General features: G+C 64.1%; 20 protein-coding genes. 5 read left to right on the forward strand and 15 right to left on the reverse strand.

What is annotated here, in order from left to right; genetic code table 11:
• Nucleotides 1-11: 11 nt before the first annotated feature.
• From IVB27_RS19495 to IVB27_RS19555, 13 genes are all read right to left on the reverse strand, one after another.
• Nucleotides 12-890, reverse strand: a complete 879-nt coding sequence (locus IVB27_RS19495; RefSeq protein WP_247445013.1) for an SMP-30/gluconolactonase/LRE family protein — start codon at nt 888-890, stop codon at nt 12-14.
• On the reverse strand, nt 890-1,966 hold the full coding sequence (locus IVB27_RS19500) for an aldose epimerase family protein (protein WP_247444946.1): 1,077 nt from the start codon (nt 1,964-1,966) through the stop codon (nt 890-892). Before IVB27_RS19500 ends, IVB27_RS19495 begins: the two co-directional genes overlap by 1 nt.
• Before the next feature lie 2 nt (nt 1,967-1,968).
• On the reverse strand, nt 1,969-2,895 hold the full coding sequence (locus tag IVB27_RS19505; protein WP_247444947.1) for a Gfo/Idh/MocA family protein: 927 nt from the start codon (nt 2,893-2,895) through the stop codon (nt 1,969-1,971).
• Complete coding sequence (locus IVB27_RS19510) at nt 2,892-3,668, reverse strand: FadR/GntR family transcriptional regulator (protein ID WP_247444948.1); 777 nt, start codon at nt 3,666-3,668, stop codon at nt 2,892-2,894. The genes IVB27_RS19505 and IVB27_RS19510 overlap by 4 nt, the downstream gene beginning before the upstream one ends.
• On the reverse strand, nt 3,665-4,645 hold the full coding sequence (gene yjfF, locus IVB27_RS19515) for a galactofuranose ABC transporter, permease protein YjfF (protein ID WP_247444949.1): 981 nt from the start codon (nt 4,643-4,645) through the stop codon (nt 3,665-3,667). Before yjfF ends, IVB27_RS19510 begins: the two co-directional genes overlap by 4 nt.
• Complete coding sequence (locus IVB27_RS19520) at nt 4,642-5,634, reverse strand: ABC transporter permease (RefSeq protein ID WP_247444950.1); 993 nt, start codon at nt 5,632-5,634, stop codon at nt 4,642-4,644. The genes yjfF and IVB27_RS19520 overlap by 4 nt, the downstream gene beginning before the upstream one ends.
• Nucleotides 5,631-7,175 carry a sugar ABC transporter ATP-binding protein gene (locus IVB27_RS19525; RefSeq protein ID WP_247444952.1) on the reverse strand — a complete coding sequence of 515 codons (1,545 nt, stop codon included), beginning with the start codon at nt 7,173-7,175 and terminating at the stop codon, nt 5,631-5,633. The genes IVB27_RS19520 and IVB27_RS19525 overlap by 4 nt, the downstream gene beginning before the upstream one ends.
• A gap of 121 nt (nt 7,176-7,296) precedes the next feature.
• Entirely contained in the window at nt 7,297-8,262 is a 966-nt protein-coding gene (gene ytfQ, locus IVB27_RS19530; RefSeq protein ID WP_247444954.1) for a galactofuranose ABC transporter, galactofuranose-binding protein YtfQ, read from the reverse strand.
• A 380-nt stretch (nt 8,263-8,642) separates the two neighbouring features.
• On the reverse strand, nt 8,643-9,815 hold the full coding sequence (locus IVB27_RS19535) for a fumarylacetoacetate hydrolase family protein (RefSeq protein ID WP_247444955.1): 1,173 nt from the start codon (nt 9,813-9,815) through the stop codon (nt 8,643-8,645).
• Between the two features lie 111 nt (nt 9,816-9,926).
• Nucleotides 9,927-10,904 carry a HEAT repeat domain-containing protein gene (locus IVB27_RS19540; protein ID WP_247444956.1) on the reverse strand — a complete coding sequence of 326 codons (978 nt, stop codon included), beginning with the start codon at nt 10,902-10,904 and terminating at the stop codon, nt 9,927-9,929.
• Nucleotides 10,905-10,906: 2 nt separating this feature from the next.
• On the reverse strand, nt 10,907-11,140 hold the full coding sequence (locus IVB27_RS19545; protein WP_008141081.1) for a 4Fe-4S dicluster domain-containing protein: 234 nt from the start codon (nt 11,138-11,140) through the stop codon (nt 10,907-10,909).
• Between the two features lie 29 nt (nt 11,141-11,169).
• Nucleotides 11,170-12,912, reverse strand: coding sequence for a fumarate reductase/succinate dehydrogenase flavoprotein subunit (locus tag IVB27_RS19550; RefSeq protein WP_247350080.1), 1,743 nt, complete (start codon nt 12,910-12,912; stop codon nt 11,170-11,172).
• A 104-nt stretch (nt 12,913-13,016) separates the two neighbouring features.
• Nucleotides 13,017-13,790 (reverse strand): ferredoxin--NADP reductase, encoded by a 774-nt coding sequence (locus IVB27_RS19555; RefSeq protein ID WP_247444957.1) that lies wholly within the window; start codon nt 13,788-13,790, stop codon nt 13,017-13,019.
• A gap of 205 nt (nt 13,791-13,995) precedes the next feature.
• On the opposite strand from IVB27_RS19555, the gene IVB27_RS19560 reads away from it, so the two are divergent.
• The 5 genes from IVB27_RS19560 to IVB27_RS19580 all read left to right on the forward strand — a co-directional run bounded on the left by IVB27_RS19560 (nt 13,996) and on the right by IVB27_RS19580 (nt 18,663).
• The gene (locus IVB27_RS19560) at nt 13,996-14,292 is read left to right on the forward strand and encodes a gamma-butyrobetaine hydroxylase-like domain-containing protein (RefSeq protein WP_247350077.1); all 297 of its coding nucleotides are present in this window, start codon (nt 13,996-13,998) and stop codon (nt 14,290-14,292) included.
• A 233-nt stretch (nt 14,293-14,525) separates the two neighbouring features.
• Nucleotides 14,526-15,302 (forward strand): Crp/Fnr family transcriptional regulator, encoded by a 777-nt coding sequence (locus IVB27_RS19565; RefSeq protein WP_247444958.1) that lies wholly within the window; start codon nt 14,526-14,528, stop codon nt 15,300-15,302.
• A gap of 165 nt (nt 15,303-15,467) precedes the next feature.
• A complete protein-coding gene (locus IVB27_RS19570) occupies nt 15,468-16,889 on the forward strand; it encodes an ABC transporter substrate-binding protein (RefSeq protein ID WP_247444959.1) in 1,422 nt (473 codons plus the stop codon).
• Nucleotides 16,886-17,794: an ABC transporter permease gene (locus IVB27_RS19575; protein WP_524536493.1), complete on the forward strand. Its 909-nt coding sequence runs from the start codon at nt 16,886-16,888 to the stop codon at nt 17,792-17,794. The genes IVB27_RS19570 and IVB27_RS19575 overlap by 4 nt, the downstream gene beginning before the upstream one ends.
• Nucleotides 17,791-18,663, forward strand: coding sequence for an ABC transporter ATP-binding protein (locus tag IVB27_RS19580; protein ID WP_247350070.1), 873 nt, complete (start codon nt 17,791-17,793; stop codon nt 18,661-18,663). Before IVB27_RS19575 ends, IVB27_RS19580 begins: the two co-directional genes overlap by 4 nt.
• Nucleotides 18,664-18,815: 152 nt before the next feature.
• Here IVB27_RS19580 and IVB27_RS19585 read toward each other — a convergent pair whose 3' ends face one another.
• A complete protein-coding gene (locus IVB27_RS19585; RefSeq protein ID WP_247444960.1) occupies nt 18,816-19,874 on the reverse strand; it encodes a YeiH family protein in 1,059 nt (352 codons plus the stop codon).
• 130 nt (nt 19,875-20,004) lie between these two features.
• The gene (locus IVB27_RS19590; protein ID WP_247444961.1) at nt 20,005-20,223 is read right to left on the reverse strand and encodes a hypothetical protein; all 219 of its coding nucleotides are present in this window, start codon (nt 20,221-20,223) and stop codon (nt 20,005-20,007) included.
• Nucleotides 20,224-20,375 lie beyond the last annotated feature (152 nt).

The following is a 20,375-nucleotide window of genomic DNA, read 5'->3' on the forward strand; positions in this document are numbered from 1 at the left end:
CTTCGGGCCTCCTATGCGAGCTTGACGTCCGGCTCCGCGCGACCATGCGCGGAGGCCTCCAACAGAAAGGTGCAGCCCGCCTGCGGATCGGCGGCGCGCGCCGCCGCGTCCATGTCCTGCCACGCCGAGGTGACGAGAATGCGCGATAAATCAGGGCCGACGAAAGCGGGGCAGCTTGCCTGCTTGGCCGGCACGCTGATTGAGCGCAGGCGCTCGCCCTGCGGCGAGTAGACATCGATGCGGCTTGCGCCCCAGCACGCGTTCCAGATCTGGCCATCTGCGTCGCACACCGAGCCGTCGAGGCCGCCGATGCCGCTATGGCGCAGCAGCACCTCGGGCTCGCCGCGCGGCAAGCCGGTCGCGGGATTGAGCGGCACGGAATAGAGCACGGCGCGTGCGGTGTCGGTGAAGTAGCCTGTGGCGCCATCGGGCGAGAAACAGATCGAGTTGGGAATGCTGATACCGGGAAACAGCGTCGAGATCTTGCCGCGATGGAACGCATAGATCGCGCCAGCCCCTCGCTCGGCCTTGCGGCCCATGGTGCCGATCCAGAACGTGCCGGATTGGTGCACGCGGCAATCATTGGAGCGCGTCGCGGGATTGTCGGCTTCGAGCGGGCAGAGCAGCGCCATCGCACCGTCGGCGAGCTTGCGGATGTAGAGTCCATCTTCCGCAACGATCAGCTGGCGCTCGGCATCGATGCGCCCGAGCGCGCTCGCCATCCGGCCGAGCGCATGGACGCGAATGCTGCCACGGCCGAGCTGCGCCTCGAACAGCCGCCCCTCGCGGATGTCGAACCACCAGGCCGTGTCGGTGGTCGCGTCATAGGTCGGTCCCTCGCCGAGATGGCAGGGATCGTCCGAGAGGACAGACGTCGGCACCTGCTCCATCATGGCGACCTCACCGCAAAGCGATAGACTGTGTGATGGCGATAGACCTCACCGGGCGCAAGGCGCGGGCTTGGAAAATCCGGCCGGTTTGGTGAATTGGGCCACATATGCGGCTCCAGGCACATCGCGTCCGACTGGCGATACAGCTTGCCGCCCTTGCCCGAGATCGTGCCGTCGAGATAGTTGCCGGAATAGACCTGAAGACCGGGCTGATCGGTGAGCAGCTCCATGATCCGCCCCGAGCGCGGCGCCTCCAGCCGCGCCGCGAGCGCAAGCTTGCCGTCACGGCCAAGACAGTAGGTATGGTCGTAGCCCTTGCCGTTCCGTAATTGCCGATCGCTCTCGCGGATGCGCGCGCCGACGGCCTGGGCGCCGCGGAAGTCGAACGGTGTGCCGGCAACGCTGCGCGGCGGCTCAGGAAGCGGAATGGCGGTGGGATCGATCGCCAGGAAATGTTCGGCGGCGACCGTCAGCTTGTGATCGAGAACGGGTGTGCCTGACGTCGCGCCTTCCAGATTGAAGAAGCTGTGATTGGTCAGGTTGACGATGGTCGGCCGGTCGGTCCGCGCCTCCATGGTGAGCGACAGCTCGCTCGGGCCGGTGACGCGATAGGTCAGGCGGACGTCGAGTCGGCCGGGATAGTTTTCCTCGCCATGCGGGCTCGTGTAGGTCAGCGTCACCGCCGGCTCGGAGCCGTCGTCGATCTCCGCAATCTCCCAGAGCTTGCGGTCGAATCCGTCGAGGCCGCCATGCAACGCGTTCGGACCGTTGTTGACGGGAAGCTGCACCGTCTCGCCGTCCAGCGAAAATTGTCCGTTGGCGATACGGTTGGCGTAGCGGCCCACGGTGGCGCCAAAAAACTTCCGCTCGGCGAGATAGCCGGCGAACGCATCGTGACCCAGCACGACGTCGTCATAGCCGCCCCTCGCGTCCGGCGCGATCAGAGCCTGAATCACCGCGCCGTGGGTGATGATGCGCGCTTCGAACCCACTCTCCCCGCGCAGCACGATGCGCTCCACGCTGCGGCCGTCCGGCAGTGTTCCGAAGACGTCTTTTTCTATTTTTGCGCCAGCCATGTCTAATCCACAAATGGTTCGACGATATTGCGCCTGCCGAGCAGGAAGGCATCGGCGACGAGACGAAGCGGCGCCAGATCGACGTCGCGGGCACCTGTTGCGGCAAGCGTGACGAAGCGCCGGTACAGCTCCCGATATTCCTCATCGGGCGCCTCGGCAACGGTCTTGCCGTCGATCGCCATGATCCGGCCGCCGCGGGATAGCGTCATCCGGCCCTGGTCGGTTTCGACGAGGATATCCCAGCTCTGCGGCCCGGTCTGGCGGAAATCGAACTCGGCGGTAACTCGCAGGCCATCAATATCGGCCAGCGTCAGGTTCGCGGCGATCGGCGCCTGGCGATTGGCGGGGAAGGCGAGCTCGGCCGCGGTGACGAACACCGGCTTCGGCAGGATCCTGGTCAGGATCGACAGCGCATTGATGCCGGGATCGAACACCCCGAGTCCGCCGGGCTCCCAGATCCAGATCTGCCCGGGATGCCAGACGCGGACGTCCTCTTTCCAGTTGATGTGCACGGAGGTGATCCGCCGCGCGGCGAGCCATTGCCGCGCCGGCTCGACGGCCGGTGCATGGCGCGAATGCCAGGTCGCAAACAGCGTGCGCCTCGCATCCGCCGCCATCGCGATCAAGGGATCGAGCTCGGCAACGCCGGTGCCGGGCGGCTTCTCCAGCATGACATGCTTGCCGGCGGCGAGTGCCAAGGCAGCCTGGGTGCGGCGCACCTGCGGCGGCGTGCACAGCGACACCGCATCGATCGGCGGCCCCCTCTCCAGCAATTCCTCGATGGTGGCAAAGTGCGGCAGCCCCGGCAGCGAGGCGTTGCGGCTGGCAACGGCCGCGAGCGTCGCACCCGGCACCGCGGCGATCGCGCCGACATGCTGGTCCCGCGCGATCTTGCCGAAGCCGACGATGGCGATGCGAAGTTCAGTCACGATCTCTCTCCAGTGTCCGCGGACGGCAGCGCCTCGGCCGGTACAGTCTCGGTCACTGTACCCTCATGGCGGCGCATGCCGTTGTGAATGACGTAGACCATCGCCTCCGACGCAGTCGCGGCATCACCCGACGCGATGGCATCGACGATCTTCTGATGCCAGAGCAGCACGGTGTCGCGGTCCTCGGGTTCGACAGGTGCGCTGAGCAGGAACGAGGCGCGCAAGGCGGCCTCGATGACGTGCCCGATCGAGCGCATGAACAGATTACCGGACGCACGCGCCACGGCGACATGAAGCGCGAGGTCGGCATCAGCAAAGCCGACGGAATCGGAAGCCTCATCCCGCATCCGCTCCATGCAGCGACGCAGCTCGGCCAAGTCCTGCTCCGACCGCTGCGCCGCTGCCAGCACGGCCGCGCGCGGCTCGACCGCAAGACGGATCTCGGCGAGGTCGTTGAGGAAGCGCTTGTCGATGCCGGCGTCCAGATGCCAGGCCAGCACGTCGGCGTCGAACATGTTCCAGGCGACGCGCTCGCGCACGACGGTGCCGACCCTCGCCTTGGTGGTGAGCAGGCCCTTGGCGACCAGCGTCTTCACGCTCTCGCGCAGCACCGGCCGCGACACGCCGAACATCGCGATCATCTCGGCATCGCCCGGAAGCCTTGTCCCCTCCGCGTAACGCCCGGCGATGATGTCGACGCCGATCGAGCGCGCCACCTCCGCGTGATTGGAGTGCGCCCGGCGCGTCGGGATGACGACGATGCGCGAGGTCATGGGACGGCTCCCGCGCGCTTCGTCACCGGCCGCCGCGCGAGCGCGACCAGCCCCTGTTGCAAGGCGATGAAGGCGAACAGCAGCACGCCGGTCGCGATCTTGGTCCACCAGCTCGACAGCGTCCCGTCGAAATTGATGTAGGTCTGGATCATGCCCTGGATCAGCACACCGAGGAAGGTGCCGATCACAGAGCCCTGCCCGCCGGTGAGCAGCGTGCCGCCGATCACGACCGCCGCAATGCTGTCGAGCTCGACGCCGACGGCGGAGAGCGAGTATCCCGCGCTGGTGTAGAAGGAGAAGACGATGCCCGCGATGCCTGCCAGCAGGCTCGACAGCATGTAGATCTTCACCGTCATCCTGCCGACGGCAACGCCCATCAGGCTCGCGGCCTGCCGGCTGCCGCCGAGCGCATAGACGTTGGCGCCGAACCGGGTAAGACGCAGCAGCAATGCGCCGCCGATCACGATCGTAAGCATGATGATCGCGACCGCGGTCAGCCGCCCGCCGCCGGGTAGCCGCAGTGCGAAGTCCGACACGGTGGAATAGACCGGCGCGGTGATCGGCACCGATTCCGTCGAGAGCAGGAAGCTGGCGCCACGGGCCAGGAACATGCCGGCGAGCGTCACGATGAAAGGCGGCAGATCGAAGACGTGGATCATCGCGCCCATCGCCGCACCAAAGGCTCCCGAAAGCGCGAGGATGGCGACGAAGGCGATCAGGGGCGGAATGCCCCAGCGCTCGATCGCCAGCGCGACGAACACAGTGGTAAAGCCGATCACCGAGCCGACCGAGAGATCGATGCCGCCGGAGATGATGACGAAGGTCATGCCGGTCGCGACGATGCCGAGGAAGGCGTTATCGGTGAGGAGATTGCCGACCACACGGGTCGAGGCGATGTTGGGGAATTGCACCGCGCAGAGCGCGAATCCCGCGACGAGCACGATGGCGGTGATGAGGACGGGCGGCAGGCCTTTCAAGCTTTGGCCCTCCGCAGCCGCGCCACGACACCGGCAACGCCGGACAGTTTCGGTGATTGCAGCAGCAGCACGGCGATCACCACCACCGCCTTGACCAGCAAATTGAACTCCGGCGGATATCCCGATAGCAAAATGCCGGTGTTCATGGTCTGGATGATCAGCGCACCTAACACAGCAAGAATTAGGCTGAAGCGGCCGCCGAACAGCGAGGTCCCACCGATCACGACGGCCAGGATCGCGTCGAGCTCGAGCCAGAGGCCGGCATTGTTGGCATCGGCGCCCATGATGTCGGCAGCCGCGATCACGCCGGCGAGCGCAGCACAGACACCGCACCAGACATAGACCGCCAAAATCATGGCGCGCGTGCCGACGCCAGCGAGTTCGCTCGCCCGCGCATTGCCGCCGGTGGCCTCGATCAGCAGTCCGAGCGCCGAGCCGCGCACCACCGCGCCGGTGAGGATCAGCATGCCCAACGCGATCGCGACTGGCACCGGCACGCCGAGAATGGCGCCGTTACCGAGCCAGACCAGATCGGGCGAGGAGAAGGTCACGATGCGACCCTCGGTGATGAGCTGCGCGATGCCGCGTCCCGCCACCATCAGGATCAACGTCGCGACGATCGGCTGCATGCCAAGCACCGCGACGAGAAATCCGTTCCACAAGCCGCAGATCAAGCCCGCGCCGAGCGCGCCTGCCAGCAGCACGGCCAGACTGTGGCTGTCGGCGAGGCTCGCCGCGATTGCGCCCGAGATAGCCATGATCGCGCCGACTGACAGATCGATGCCGCGCGTCGCGATCACCAGCACCATGCCGAGCGAGAGCAGCGCCACCGGCGTGCCGCGGTTGAGCACGTCGATCAGGCTGCCGAAGAGACGGCCGTCCTGGAGACGCAGGTCGAAGAATTGCGGCGACACCACACGATCGACCGCCAGGATAACGATTAACGCAAGGATCTGGGCAAGGCCGCGGCGCGGCAATAGCGCTGTCATGCCCGGCCCTCATGCGCGACACTGCCGCCATCGGCGGCGATGGCGGCGAGAATGCTGCCGACGTCGATGGCCTCGCCGGCGAGCTCCTCGACATGGGCGCGATCGCGCAGCACCATCACACGATCGGAATAGGTCACGATCTCGTCGAGCTCGGAGGAGATCACCAGCAGCGCAAGCCCGTCGTCGCAGAGCTCGCGTATCAGGCGAATGATCTCGGCGTGCGCGCCGACGTCGATGCCGCGGGTCGGCTCGTCCAGCACGAGCAGCCGTGGCGAGGTCGCAAGCCAGCGAGCCAGCAGCACCTTTTGCTGATTGCCGCCGGACAACAGGCCGACGGGACGCTCCGGATCGGGCGGGCGGATGTCGAGCATCTTAACGTAACGGTTTGCGATCTCGTCCTGCTCGCGTCGCGACAGCGGCCGATGCAGACCGCGCTTGGCCTGGAGCGCGAGCACGATGTTCTCGCGCACGGTAAGCTCGGCGACGATGCCGTCGGTCTTGCGCTCCTCCGGGCAATAGCCAAAGCCATGGCGCACGCCGTCGCGCGGCGACTGAAGCCGGACAGGCGCGCCTTCCACCCTCGCCTGCCCGCGATCGGCGCGCTCGGCGCCGAACACCAGCCGCGCCGTCTCGGTCCGGCCCGAGCCGAGCAGGCCGGCGAGGCCGACGACCTCGCCGTGGCGCAGCTCGAGATTGAACGGCGCGATATAGCCGGCCTTGCCGTAGCTCTCGAAGCTGGCGCAGACTTCACGCGTCTTCTGTGCGCCTGCCGATGCCCGCGCGCTGGTAGTCTCGGCCAGCTCGCGGCCGAGCATCATCAGGATCAATTCGAGCCGCGGCAGCGAGGCGGTCTCGCGCTCGCCGACCAGGCGGCCGTTGCGCAAGACTGTGATGCGATCGGATATCTCGTAGACCTGGTCGAGGAAATGGCTGACGAAAACGATCCCGATACCGCGCCTGGCGAGCTGGCGCATGATGCGAAAGAGGATCTCGACCTCGTGGCGGTCGAGGCTCGCGGTCGGCTCGTCCAGGATCAGCACGCGCGCCGAGAGATCGACGGCGCGCGCGATCGCGGTGACGTGCTGCACGGCGACGGAATAACTGCCGAGCGGCGCCGATACATCGATATCGAGACCGAAATCCGCGAGCAATGTCTTCGCGCGGCGTCGCATCTCGCCTTCGCGCACGACGCCAAAGCGCATCGGCTGACGATCGAGGAACAGGTTCTGCGCCACCGAGAGGTTCGGCAGCAAGTTGACCTCCTGGTAGACGGTGGCAATGCCGGCCTGAACTGCGGCCTTGGCCGAACGCGGCGCGACCTCTTCGCCACGGATCATGACAATGCCGCCATCGCGCGGGAACACGCCGGTGATCACCTTGATCAGCGTGGATTTGCCGGCGCCATTCTCGCCGAGCAGCGCATGGATCTCGCCGGCGCGGAGCGTGAAGTCGACCTCCTGCAACGCATGCACAGCACCAAAACTTTTGCTGATCCCGCGCACTTCCAGCAGGAACGCAGCAGGATCCGAGCTGTTCTCCATCGTGACGTCACTCCCACCGGCGCCCGCTGATGATGCGGACACCCGGCCCATCCGTTCGCGCAGCAGTTTCGAAGGGGGCCGCCGGACTGCCGAAACACGGCCGTCCGGCGACGCACTCGCCTCAGTAACCGAGGCCCTTCTTGCTGTCGTAGATCTTCTGCGGATCGTCGGTGGGCGTGTAGAGCTTCGAGTCGGTCTGGATCCATTTCGGCGGAACCGTGCCCCTGTCCTTGAACGCCGCGATGGCATCGAGGGCGGGACCCGCCATGTTCGGCGTCAGCTCGACCGTGGCATTGGCTTCGCCTGCGACCATCGCCTTGAAGATGTCGGGGACCGCGTCGATCGAGACGGTGAGGATGTCCTTGCCGGGCTTGAGGCCCGCTTCCTTCATCGCCTGGATGGCGCCGACCATCATGTCGTCGTTGTGCGCATAGACCGCGCAGATCGACTTGCCGCCGCCTTCGGCCTTGATGAAGCTTTCCATCACTTCCTTGCCCTTGGCGCGGGTGAAGTCACCGGTCTGGCTGCGCACCACCTTCAGGTTCGCATGCTTGGCGATGGCGGTGTCAAAACCCTTCTTGCGATTGGCGGCCACGCTGGCGCCGACGGTGCCCTGCAATTCGACGATGTTGCAGGCCTTGGCCCCCACGGTCTTCGCCAGCCAGTCGCCGGCGACCTCGCCTTCGTGCACGCTGTCGGAGGTCACGGCGGTGAGATAGAGCTCCTTGCCGGAGGGATCGATGTCGCGGTCGAGCAGCACGACCGGGATCTTGGCCTCCTTCGCTTCCTTCAGCACCGAGTCCCAGCCGGTCGAGACGACAGGCGCGAGGAAGATCGCATCGACGTTCTGCGCGATGAAGGAGCGGATCGCCTTGATCTGGTTCTCCTGCTTCTGCTGCGCGTCGGCGATCTTGAGATTGACCTTGCGCTTGGTAGCCTCCTGCTTGGAGACCGACGTCTCGGCCGCGCGCCAGCCGGATTCCGATCCGATCTGCGAGAAGCCGATGGTGAGTTCGGCGGCGTTGGCCGGCAAAGCGAGCAGCAAGGCGCTCGTGGCACTGGCCGCAAAGAGGGCTTTGAGGGTCATCAGGCGTGTCTCCCAAAATGTTATCCGGGGCGCTGATTGGTAGCATGGCACCCACAGGCCGCCCTTGGAGGCGGCGGGAGGGACTATTTCACGGAAGTTTGGTTCCGACTAGTCATATTATCTGACTATTTGCGCTGAACACGGCAGTCGGCGGGGAGGGCCATCGTATGACACGCCCAGCGCGATTTTGTTCCGCGGATGCAACGGGAAGATGAAAAGATTGTATGCGGCCCATCCTTCGAGACGCCCGCTTTTTGCGGGCTCCTCAGGATAAGGTTCATGTTGGCAGCTAAATCCTGAACCTCATGGTGAGGCGCCGCTTGCGGCGCGTCTCGAACCATGAGGCCCCGCAAGTGAGATGAAGCGAAGCGAAGCCGGCGCTAGATCAGCTTCCGCTGCGCCAGATTCGTCATCAGCGCACCGATGCCAAAGGTCCAGGGCTCGCACTCGTCGCTGGTCCGCATGCGGTTGACGAGCTTGCCGAGCTGGGGCGCCGAGATCGTGACGATGTCATCGCGCTTGTGGGTGAACCCCTGCCCCGGAGCATCGCGATCCTTGACCGGCGCGAACATCGTGCCGAGGAACAGTACGAAGCCGTCAGGGTATTGATGCACCTTGCCGATCGTTTGCTCGACCAGGTCGGTGGGATCGCGGCTGATCATGCTGATCGAGGAGTGGCCATCGAGGACAAAACCGTCCGCCCCTTTCACGTTCAGGCTGATCTCCAGCTTGCGCGCGTCGTCGAGCGAAAAACTGTCGTCGAACAGACGCAGCAGCGGGCCGATCGCGCAGGAGGCGTTGTTGTCCTTGGCCTTAGACAACAGCAGCGCCGAGCGGCCCTCGAAGTCGCGCAGATTGACGTCGTTGCCGAGCGCGCCGCCGACGATCTTGCCGCGGCTGGAGACGAACAGCACCAGCTCCGGCTCCGGATTGTTCCAGGTCGATTTCGGATGCAGCCCGGCATCCATGCCGGTGCCAACCGAGGACAAGGTCGGCGCCTTGGTGAAAACCTCTGCATCGGGGCCGATGCCGACTTCGAGGTATTGGCTCCAGGCGTTCTGGTCGATCAGCACCTGCTTCAGGTGTATCGCCTGATCCGAGCCCGGCTTGAGTTTTGACAGATCATCGCCGATCAGCCGCGTCACTTCTTTGCGGATCGCTTCCGCCGAGGCCGGATTGCCTTTCGCCCGCTCCTCGATCACGCGCTCCAGCATCGAGATGGCGAAGGTGACGCCGGCCGCCTTCAGGGTCTGGAGATCGACTGGCGCGAGCAGCCACGGCTTTTTCGAATCGCGCTGATCCGGGGCCGTGTTGGCGACGATGGCATCGAGATCGCCGATGCGCTCACCCCTGGTCGCGGCAAGCGCCTTGGCCGGCTCGTCCTCTTCGCAGAGCGCGCTGATGGTCGGGAATTTCGCGGTGACGTCGAAGACACCGTCGCCGCGCACGGCGATCACGGCCGGGCCATTCGCCTGCGGCAGCCAGACGCGGCCGACAAGCGTTCCCCGCGTGCCGTCCTCGGGGAGAAGGTCCTTAACCGTCAATGTCGTCATGGGCGTGTCCTCGCTCTTTTCGGATCGGCCGCACTCGAAGAGGCCGATCATGTTGGCGAAGACCAATAAACGTCTGGGACGGGAAGTCCAGAGCGGCAGCCTGCCGCGCTTCTATGCCCCCGCCCGCGCCTTTCGGGCCGCGATCTGCTGGAGCGCCCAGCGCGCGTTCTTGCGCACGTCGGGATCGGCATCATCGGCGATCACGGCGAGGAACGCTTCGCCGTCGGGATGGGCGATCTCGCCGAGAGCCGCGGCCGCCTCCTTCCGCAAGTTTGCTTGCTCGTGATTGACGCAATTGCCGATCGGGCGCACCGCGCGCTCGATCTTCATTCGGCCAAGACTGCGGATCGCCTTCAGCCGCACCTGCCAGAATTCGTCGCCGAGCGAAGCGACCAGTTGATCGGCGGCGATCGAACCGTTGACGTTGAGACCCAGCGTCTCCGCCGCCATCTCGCGCACCATCCAGTCCGAATCCTTCAGCGCACGCGTGATCGTCTCGGCCGCCGGCTTCAGCTGCGAGAAGGCGAGCGCGCTGACGGCAGCACGGCGCACATGCGCGTCGGGATCGTTGATCAGCGCGGTCAGCGCCGGAATTGATTCCTCCAGTTTGAGGAAACCGATCACACCGATCGCCTGCACGCGCACGGCGGCGTCCGTATCCTGGAGCGATTCCAGCGCCGGCTTCAGCGTGTCCTTGCAACGCAGCTCCTTGAGCGCACGCAACGCGCCCATGCGCACGAAGGCGTGGGCATGCTTGACCAGCGGCAGGATGATGTCGGCGCAGGCTGGATCCTTGAACTCAGCCATGCTGTCGGCCGCGGCGGCGGCGACGATCCTTTCGGGATCGACCAGCAGCTTCACCAGCGCACTGGCGGCCTCCGGCCCGTCGAACTCGCCGAGCGCCATCGCCACCTGCTGGCGCACGCCGGCATCGGGATCGGCGACCATGCTGGCGAGATGGCCGACCGCTGCGGGATCGCCGGAATGGCCGAGCGCGATGATCGCGACGCGGCGCTCGGCGGGATCTGCGGCCTGCAAACGCTCGTCGGCGTCTTCGAGGTCGTCGTAGGATTCGAACGGGCTCGACATGATCACCTCAACAGATAAGGAATGTTGACGGTGACGGCGCCGGTCGGGCAATCCGCCTCGCAGGGCATGCAGTACCAGCATTCGTCATAGGCCATGTAGGCCTTGCCGGTCATGTCGCTGATGCGCAGCACGTCGAGCGGGCAGACGTCGACGCACACGGTGCAGCCCTTGTCGGCGATGCATTTGGCGTCGTCAACGACCACCGGAACCGATGTCTGATAGGAAGCGAGAGGCATCGTATGTCTCCTGTTACTCGTGCGGGGGGTCAGGCTGTCGCGCGAATGCGTTGCTTGTCATAGAGATCCTTCTCGTCGTCGGCGATCGGCACGACGTAGGGCTCCACGGCACGCTTCTCGCTGGTCATCTTGTCGTTCTGCTTGGACAGCAGCGTGTGGCAGAACCAGTTCTCGTTGTCCTTCTCCGGGAAATCCGTGCGCCAATGATAGAGGCCCCAGCGACTTTCCTCGCGGTAGAGCGAGGCATGCACAGCCATGTCAGCGCAGTCCATGATTGATTGCACTTCGAGGGCGCGGAGCAGTTCATGCGCGTTGCGCGCGATCATGTGCTCCTGCATGTCCTCGCGTGCCTCGGCGAGGCGGCGCATTCCGAGCTCGTATTTGCGCGTGACTTTTGGCGGCTGGAGATAGTCGTTGACCAGGCGCCGGGTCTTGTACTCGATCTGGTTCGGCGGAATGCCATCCTCGCGCTTGGTCGGCGCCATCACGCGGTCGCGTTCCCTAGCGACATCGGCTGCATCGAACTCCGCAAAGTCGTGGTTCTCGGCAAACTCCATCGCGTCGATGCCGGCGACCGCCCCGTTGGTGAAGGCGCCCAGCATGTAGTTGTGCGGCACGCTCGCCATATCGCCCGCGGCATAAAGGCCGGGCACAGTGGTGCGCGCGTTGTCGTCGACGAACACGCCGGAGGCGCTGTGACCCGAGCAAAAACCGATCTCGGAGATGTGCATCTCGATCGACTCTTTGCGGTAGTCGATGCCGCGCCCCTGTTGGAACAGGCCGCGCGTCGGCCGCTCCACCTTGTGCAGCGTGGTTTCGATCTCCTCGATCGTGTTCGGATGCAGATGCTTGAGCTGGAGGAACACCGGGCCTTTGCCCGACAGGAGTTCGTTGTAGAACTCCAGCATCATCTGCCCCGACCAGTAGTCGCATTCGATGAAGCGCGATCCCTCGTTGTTGGCAGTGAAGGCGCCGAAAGGACCGGCGACGTAGGCGCAGGCCGGGCCGTTATAGTCCTTGATCAGCGGATTGATCTGGTAGCATTCGAGGTTCGCGAGCGCGGCGCCGGCATGATAGGCCATCGCATAACCGTCGCCGGAATTGGCGGCGTTCTCGTAAGTGCCGAACATGTAACCGGAGGTCGGAAGACCGAGGCGACCGGCTGCGCCCATGCAGAGGATCACCGACTTGGCCTTGATCACCAGGATTTCGGCCGTGCGGGTGTTGACGCTGATCGCGCCGGCGATACGGCCGTCGGCGGATTTGAGCAGCCGCGTCGCCATGTAGCGGTTGGAGATCAGGATGCGGGCACGGCGGAGCTGGCGATAGAGCGCCTTCTTCACGGTCTCGCCGTTCGGCATCGGCAGAACATAGCTGCCGATATGATGCACCTTCTTGACGGCGTAATCGCCGTTCTCGTTCTTCAGGAAGCGGATGCCGAAACTGTCGAGCTCCTCGACGATCTTGTAACAGTTCTGCGCGTATTTATAGACCGCCTTTTGATCGACGATGCCGTCATTGGCGATGGTGATTTCCTTGGTGTATTGCTCGGGCGTCGCGTAGCCCGGGATGACGGCGTTGTTCAGCCCGTCCATGCCCATCGAGATCGCGCCGGAGCGCTTGACGTTGGCCTTTTCGAGCAGGACGACATTGGCCTTCGGATTCTTCAGCTTCGCCTTCAGCGCCGCCATCGGGCCGGCGGTGCCGCCGCCGATCACCAGCACATCGCAGGAAACCTCCGAAAGTCCGTCCACGATCTGATCTAGTGCCATCGCTTGCTCCTGGTTCACCGGCAGGTCCGGCGCCTTTGCATCAGATTTGTTCAGTGGCTCGTCCGGCGATAGCAATTAGTTGTCGCCGGGATGCGATTTGCGCATCAGCGCTCGACGAAGGCTTTTTCGATCACGAAATGGCCGGGCCGGCTGTGATTGCCCTCGACAAACCCGCGCGCGGAAAGCATCGCGGGAAGTTCCTCCAACATCGCCGGGCTGCCGCACAGCATGACGCGGTCGGTCTCGATATCGAGACCCGACTGCCCGATATCGTCGAAGAGTTGATTCGAGGCGATCAGGTCGCTGATGCGGCCCCGATTCCTGAACGGCTCGCGGGTGACGGTCGGGTAGTAGACGAGCTTGTCGCGGATCAGCGGCCCGAAAAACTCGTGATCGCGCAGGCCTTCGACGAGGTGCTCGCCATAGGAGAGTTCGGAGACCTGGCGGCAGCCATGGGCGAGCACGATGGTCTCGTAGTTCTCGTAGACCTCGGGGTCCTTGATCAGGCTGGCGAACGGCGCAAGCCCCGTTCCGGTCGAGAGCAGCAACAGGCGCTTGCCGGGAATGAGATTGCCCGTGATCAGCGTGCCCGTCGCCTTACGGCCGACCAGGATGATGTCGCCTTCCCTGATCTTTTGGAGCCGCGAGGTCAACGGGCCGTCCTGCACCTTGATCGAGAAGAATTCGAGCGCCTCCTCGTGATTGGCGCTGGCCATGCTGTAGGCCCGCAGCAACGGCTTGCCCTCGACTTCCAGCCCGATCATCGCGAACTGGCCGTTCTGAAAGCGGAAGCCGGGATCACGCGTCGCGGTGAAGCTGAACAGGGAATCGGTCCAGTGCCTGACCGACAAAACCGTTTCCTTCTGAAATGCGCTCATTGTCTCTCCTGACCTCGATTGCGCACAAGGTTTCGGAGAGACGGGAATCGGGCAACGCCGAACTGAAATTCCCGGTCGATTAGTTTCACATTTCGCGGGCGATGATTGAAGTACAGGCGACCAAGAACAGCGCCGCGCTTGCGCGGGCAATTAGTTGCTATCGCGGTGGCGTCACGACGACATAGAGAGAGGTTAGAGATACGTCATGACCTTGGTGGCACCGACCGTGGCAGATTACGAAGCAAGCGCCGATCTCGCGACGCTCCGCGTCCGCACCGCAGAGGACAACGCGCTGGACTTGCCCGCGGAAACTCTCCGCCTCTCCTGCAAATGCGCCCACTGCACCCGCGCCCGCTTCGATGGACGCTTCCCCGAGCGGTTTCCGGGCATCGCGATCACCGAAATCGGCGATCTCGGTTATGGGCTGAACATCTCGTTTTCGGATGGGCACAATCGGGGGATTTACCCCAAGCCATATCTGTTGAGCCTGGCGGGGCGGTAGGACGGCTTGATCGTTCCTCTTGCTCCGCTGTCATTCCCCGCGCAAGCGGGGAATCCAGTACGCCGTGGCCTATCGGTATCCCACTGACGCCTCTGGAATACTGGATCGCCCGGTCTTCGCCGGGCGATGACGGCGGAGTGAGGGGCACCGCCTCCCCACAAACGCGCTTCCGATCACCCCATCTGGCACGGACATTGCTCCTCTTTAGAACGGTTTCAACGTTCCGGAGGCAGATGATGTTGCAGGCGGCGAATGCGGTTCGGGGGGCTGGTCCCTCGGCAGTCCGGCCTGCCGGCAGTTCCTCGCTGCTGCTCACCGAAAACCAGCAATGGATCGGCGGACCGCCGCCGTTGATGGACAAGCTCAGCCAGCGCGAGCGGGAGCTGGTGCTGAGACAGGGCCGCCGAAAAGTGCTCAACCGCGGCCAGACGCTGTTCAGCCAGGGCGGCAAGCATGACGGCATCTGGCTGATCGAGAGCGGCCGTATCCGGGTGTTCTACACCTCCCCGCTCGGCCGCGAGATCACGCTGGCTTACTGGCATGTCGGCAATTTCGTCGGCGGGCCCGAAGTGTTCGAGGGCACCGTGCATCAATGGTCCGGCGTTGCATCCAGCAATTGCAGCGTGGTGCATCTGCCCGGAAAGGAGCTGCGGTCCCTTGCCGTAGAGATCCCGAGCCTCGCAATCGGCCTGATCGAAGGCCTGACCTTCAAGGGCAAGTGCTATTCGGCGCTGGCCCAGATGCTGGGAACGCGCTCGATCACGCAGCGCCTTGCGCATCTGTTGCTGCATCTCGTCGATCTCTACGGCGTCGAGGACGCCGACGGCCGGGTGATCGCGGCCGCCTTCACCCACGCCGATATCGCCCACATGGTCGGTGCCACCAGGCAATGGGTCACGATCAGCCTGAAGCGCATGCAGGAGAAGGGAATCGTGCTGATCAAGCGCTCGCAGATCGTGGTCTGTCGGCCCGACTTGCTGGAAGAGATGCGGGGGCAAGGATCTGACTAGGGCCGATGCCCAGGCAAGCGGCTTTATAGTGCAGGACTGCTCAAGGAGTATGCAATCAGCTTTTCCCGGCAACTAATCGACTGCGGCGGACATTCCGGATTTGCCCTGTCGGCGCCCTCACCCAATCATGGCAACCACAGCACATCCAACCGAATGAGGATGAGAATGGTCCGCCGTCTTTCCACGCACTCGATCACGATGTCGGTGACGTCGCTGGCGCTTCTCCTCGCGCAGCCGGCCTCGGCGGAAACCGTCACGCTCGGCATCGGAACGCAGGATACCACCACCAACACGGTGACCGCCGGCGTCGTCATCCGCCAGCTCCATCTCCTCGAAAAATATCTCCCGAAGGACGGCAAATACGCCAACATCAAGTTCGAGCTGGAGTGGCAGAACTTCACCTCCGGCCCACCCGTCACCAACGCGATGATGGCGAACAAGCTCCAGATCGGCATGATGGGCGACTATCCGCTGATCGTGAACGGCTTCACCTTCGACAGCAATCCGGAGAGCAAGAGCCGGCTGATCGGCATCGCCGCCTACAGCCTGTCCGGCTCAGGCAACGGCATCGTCGTTCACAAGGATTCGCCCTACTACGATCTCGCCGATCTCAAGGGCAAGCTCGTCAGCGTGCCGTTCGGCTCCGCCGCGCACGGCATGGTGCTGAAGGCGATGCAGGACCGCGGCTACACCTCCGATTTCTTCCAGCTCGTCAGCCAGAGCCCGGAGGTCGGCTCGACCAATCTCCAGGAGAAGAAGATCGACGCTCATGCCGACTTCGTCCCCTTCGCCGAGCTGCTGCCGTTCCGCGGCTTTGCGCGAAAGATCTTTGACGGCGTCGAGACCAATCTGCCGACCTTCCACGGCATTGTGGTCCGCACCGACTTCGCGGAGAAATATCCAGAGGTCGTCGTCGCATATTTCAAGGCTCTGATCGCCGCCAACCAGTGGCTGCGCGACGATCCCAAGCTTGCTGCCGAAAAAATCCAGGAATGGACCGGCATCAACAAGGAAGTCGTCTACATCTTCCTGGGGCCCGGCGGCAACATGACCACCGATCCCACCGTCAAGCCGGCGCTGATCGATGCCGCCACCGCCGACGTCAAGGCGCTGCAGAACCTCGGTCGCATGAAGGAGTTCGATCCCAAAAAATGGGTCGACGACAGCTACATCCGCAGGGCCTATGCCGAGATGAAGCTCGACTATGACGCGCAGCTCGCCAGCACCAAAAATTACGAGATCGCCGGCGACGACGCTTTCTGCAAGAAACCGATCGCCGATCCGCGCAAGGCCGGCGAGATATGGGTCGACGATTCAGGCATTCTGCCCTTCGCGTCGGCCACCTGCACGCTCGGCGCCTATGCCGACTTCAAGGCCAAGGGCAAGAGGATCAACGTCGCCTACGTCTTCGATACCGCCCGCGGCATCAAGCTGTTCGCCGACCAGGCCTTCTTCGCAGTCGGCAATGGCGAGGTTGCGCCGTTCCTGCTGAAGAAGGACGCCGAAGCCTATGCCGCCAAGATCGGCGGCAAGGTGCTCGGCTTCGACGATGCCGTGAAGGTGGCGATCGGCGGAGGCAAGACGTGAGCAGTCCCGCCCTCCGCAGACATCCCGAGGACAGCATGCCGGCAAGTGCAACCGCGGAAACGACTTCCGTGCCCGCCACCACTCCACCCACGGCACCGCCCTCGTTCGGCACGCTGGCGCTGCGTTGGTGCCGGCTCAACCGGGACGGGCTGCGTGCAACCGCGATCGGCATCATCTCGCTGCTGGCTTTCCTGCTGGTCTGGCACCTGCTCACGACCTATCGCGTCGTGTTCTTTGTGCGCTTCACCAACGTGCCCTCGCCGCTCGCGGTCTATGCCAGCTTTGCCAAGGCGATCCACGATCCGAAATTCCTGCTGCACGTGCTCTTGAGCTGCCGTCGCATCTTCTTCGGCTTTTCGCTCGCAGCGATCGTCGCCGTGCCGCTCGGTCTGGTCATGGGCCGCTTCAAGCTTGTCCATGAGATCATCTTCCCCGTGGCGGAGGTGCTGCGGCCGATCCCGGCGATCGCCTGGGTGCCGATGGCGATCATGCTGTGGCCGACCAACGAGCAAAGCATCGTCTACATCACCTTCCTCGGATCGTTCTTCCCGATCCTGGTCAACACGCTGCACGGCATGTCGCTGGTCGATCCCGTGCTGGTGCGCGCCGCGCAATGTCTCGGCGCGCGGGAGCGCTGGATCGTCCGCGATGTGTATTTTCCGGCCTCGCTCCCGCACATCTTCACCGGCCTCACCGTGGGCATGGGCGTGGCATGGGTGTCGCTGATCGCCGCCGAGATGATCTCGGGGCAATACGGCATCGGTTACTTCACCTGGGAGGCCTATTCGCTGGTCCAGTATGCCGACATCGCACTCGGCATGATCGCGATCGGCGTGCTCGGCCTCGGATCGAGCATGTTGATCCGGGGGGCCGGACAATTGGCAATGCCATGGAGATCAAGATGAGCGAGATCGTCGTCAAAGCACCGCAAGGCCATATCGAGGTCAGGAACTTCTCCCTCAGCTACGATAGCATCGAGGGGCCGGTCGAAGCGGTCACCGACACCCAGATCCATGTGAAGCCTGGCGAGTTCGTCTCGATCGTCGGGCCCTCCGGTTGTGGAAAGTCGACGCTGCTCAACGCGGTCGCGGGCTTCCTCAAGCCGACCACGGGCATCGTCACCGTCGACGGCGAGAAGGTGAACGGCCCCAGCGCCGAGCGCGGCATGGTGTTCCAGCAATATTCGCTGTTTCCCTGGAAAACCGTGCGGGAGAATGTCGAGTTCGGCCTGAAGATGCGCGGCATGCCGCGTTCGCAGCGCGAGCGCGCCGCGCGGACGTTGCTCGGGCTTGCGGGCCTCGAAGCCTTCGAGAAGCATTATCCGGAAAAGCTTTCCGGCGGAATGAAGCAGCGTGTCGGCATTGTCCGCGCGCTCGCGACGGGACCAAAGGTGCTGCTGCTGGACGAGCCCTTCGGCGCGCTCGACGCGCAGACGCGCGTCATCATGCAGCAAATCCTTACCAACATGTGGCAGCGGCTGAAGATCTCAGTGCTGTTCGTCACCCACGACATCGACGAGGCGATCTTTCTGTCCGACCGCGTCTATTGCATGACCGCGCGCCCCGGCTCGATCAAGGCGGAGATTCCGATCCCGCTGGAGCGGCCGCGGCAGCAGTCGATGATGATGTCGTCGGAATTCCTGGCGCTACGCCGCGGGCTGATGTCGCTGATCCGCGAGGAAAGCATCAAGGCAATGGGCGGCGAGCTCAACGACATGGGCATGCAGGGGCTCAACATCGAGCTGCACGGGCATTCGCTCGCGGATGTGATTTGATCCACCTAGCCCGGCTTGCCGGAAAGGCAGTTTCGTAGGGGGCAAAGCGGAACGTGCCCACCACTATCGCGATTGTCGAAGGATGGTGGGCACGGCGCTTACGCGCCTTTGCCTACCCTACAGCAGCTTCGGGTGCTCGCGAGCCTCAGCCCTCACTTGAACCAGTGCACCAGCGCGATGCTGATGCCGAGCAGCAGCATCAGCGACAGCGTCACGGCCGCCGTCACCCGCCCCCCGACATTGGCAAGCACCTTCACATCGACGCCGAGGCCAAGCGCGGCCATCGACACCACCGTGAGAAAACCCGTGATCCGCGTGATCGGGGCAACCACCGTGGACGGCACGATCTCGAGCGAGCGCAGAGTCGCGAGCACGAGGAAGCCGAGAATGAACCACGGGACCAGGCGGAAGAAGCCGACATTGGTCTTCTTGGCGTCGCTCTGCCAGCGCGAGGCCGTCAGCGAGAGGCCGACGACGACCGGTCCGAGCATCAGCACGCGCATCAGTTTCACGAGCGTGCCGATCTGCGTCGAGACGAGCCCAGCCGGCACCGTCGCGGCCAGCACCTGCGGCACGGCATAGACGGTCAGGCCTGCGAGGATGCCGTATTGCGTGGCCGACAGCTGCAGCAGCGGAATCAGCAGCGGCAGGCCGAGCACCATCATCACGCCGAGGATCGCGGTGAAGGAGATCGAGGATGCGATCTCGTCATTGTTGGCGCCGATGATCGGCGCCACCGCTGCAATCGCCGAATTGCCGCAGATGGAGTTACCGCAGGCGATCAGGATCGAGAGCCGCGTCGAGAGACCGAGCAGGCGGCTGATGCCGAAGGAGACGCTGAGCGCGACCACGACGACCGCTGCGATCGATGCCAACAGCGCGACGCCGGACGCTGCGATGGCTGCAAAGCTGATTGAAGCCCCCAGCAGCATCACTGCGACTTCGAGCAACTGCTTGGCGCTGAATGCGATGCCCGCCTGCCAGCGCGGCGCGGGCTTCCAGAAACTGCGCAGCGCCATCCCAAGCAGAATCGCCATCACCAGCGCTTCGACATAGGGATGCTCGAACACGCCCAGCTCGGCCCGCTCCAGCAGGGCCGAGACACCGGCCACCACGATGCAGAGAAGGATACCCGGAAGCAGCGCGACGATACGGCCAATGGCCGTAGACGGCTTGGCGTCGGCTGGGCTGGATGCTTGATTCTGCGACACAAATCTCTCCCTGAGGAGAAGGATTTATACGCAGCGCCGCTTCGTTGGGGAATAAGTTTTCGACATATCAGGGCAGAGGGAAAGTTCTGTCCTCAGCCTGGAATGGACGGCTCAGAAGATCAGGCCAGCCTTAGAAGAACAGGTTCTTGGCCAGCGAGGCAACGTGGCTGAAGCCGTCATAGACGCCGGGCTCGAAGAAGGCCGCACGCGCGAGCACGATGCCGGCGACCAGCGACCAGAACAGGCCGGTGCCAACCCGCAGGAGCAGCTTTGACCCGCGCGAGCGCGGCTGGGTGTCCGTTGCGGACACCAACTGCTCGCCGAAAGGCTCAAATCCAGTGCGTTCCATAGCCGTCGATCCATCGATTTCTGAAGGAAATGTCGTCGTTTCGGCCCGAAACAGCAATGGAAGCGATTGGCTTTTTCGTGCCTCGGAGGGGAAACTCCTTCCGCCGGAGCGACGCGGGGCAATGGTTTTCTTCTTCCGGCCTATCTGGGCAC

It is taken from the genome of Bradyrhizobium sp. 197, assembly GCF_023073375.1.
Taxonomy (GTDB): Bacteria; Pseudomonadota; Alphaproteobacteria; order Rhizobiales; family Xanthobacteraceae; genus Bradyrhizobium.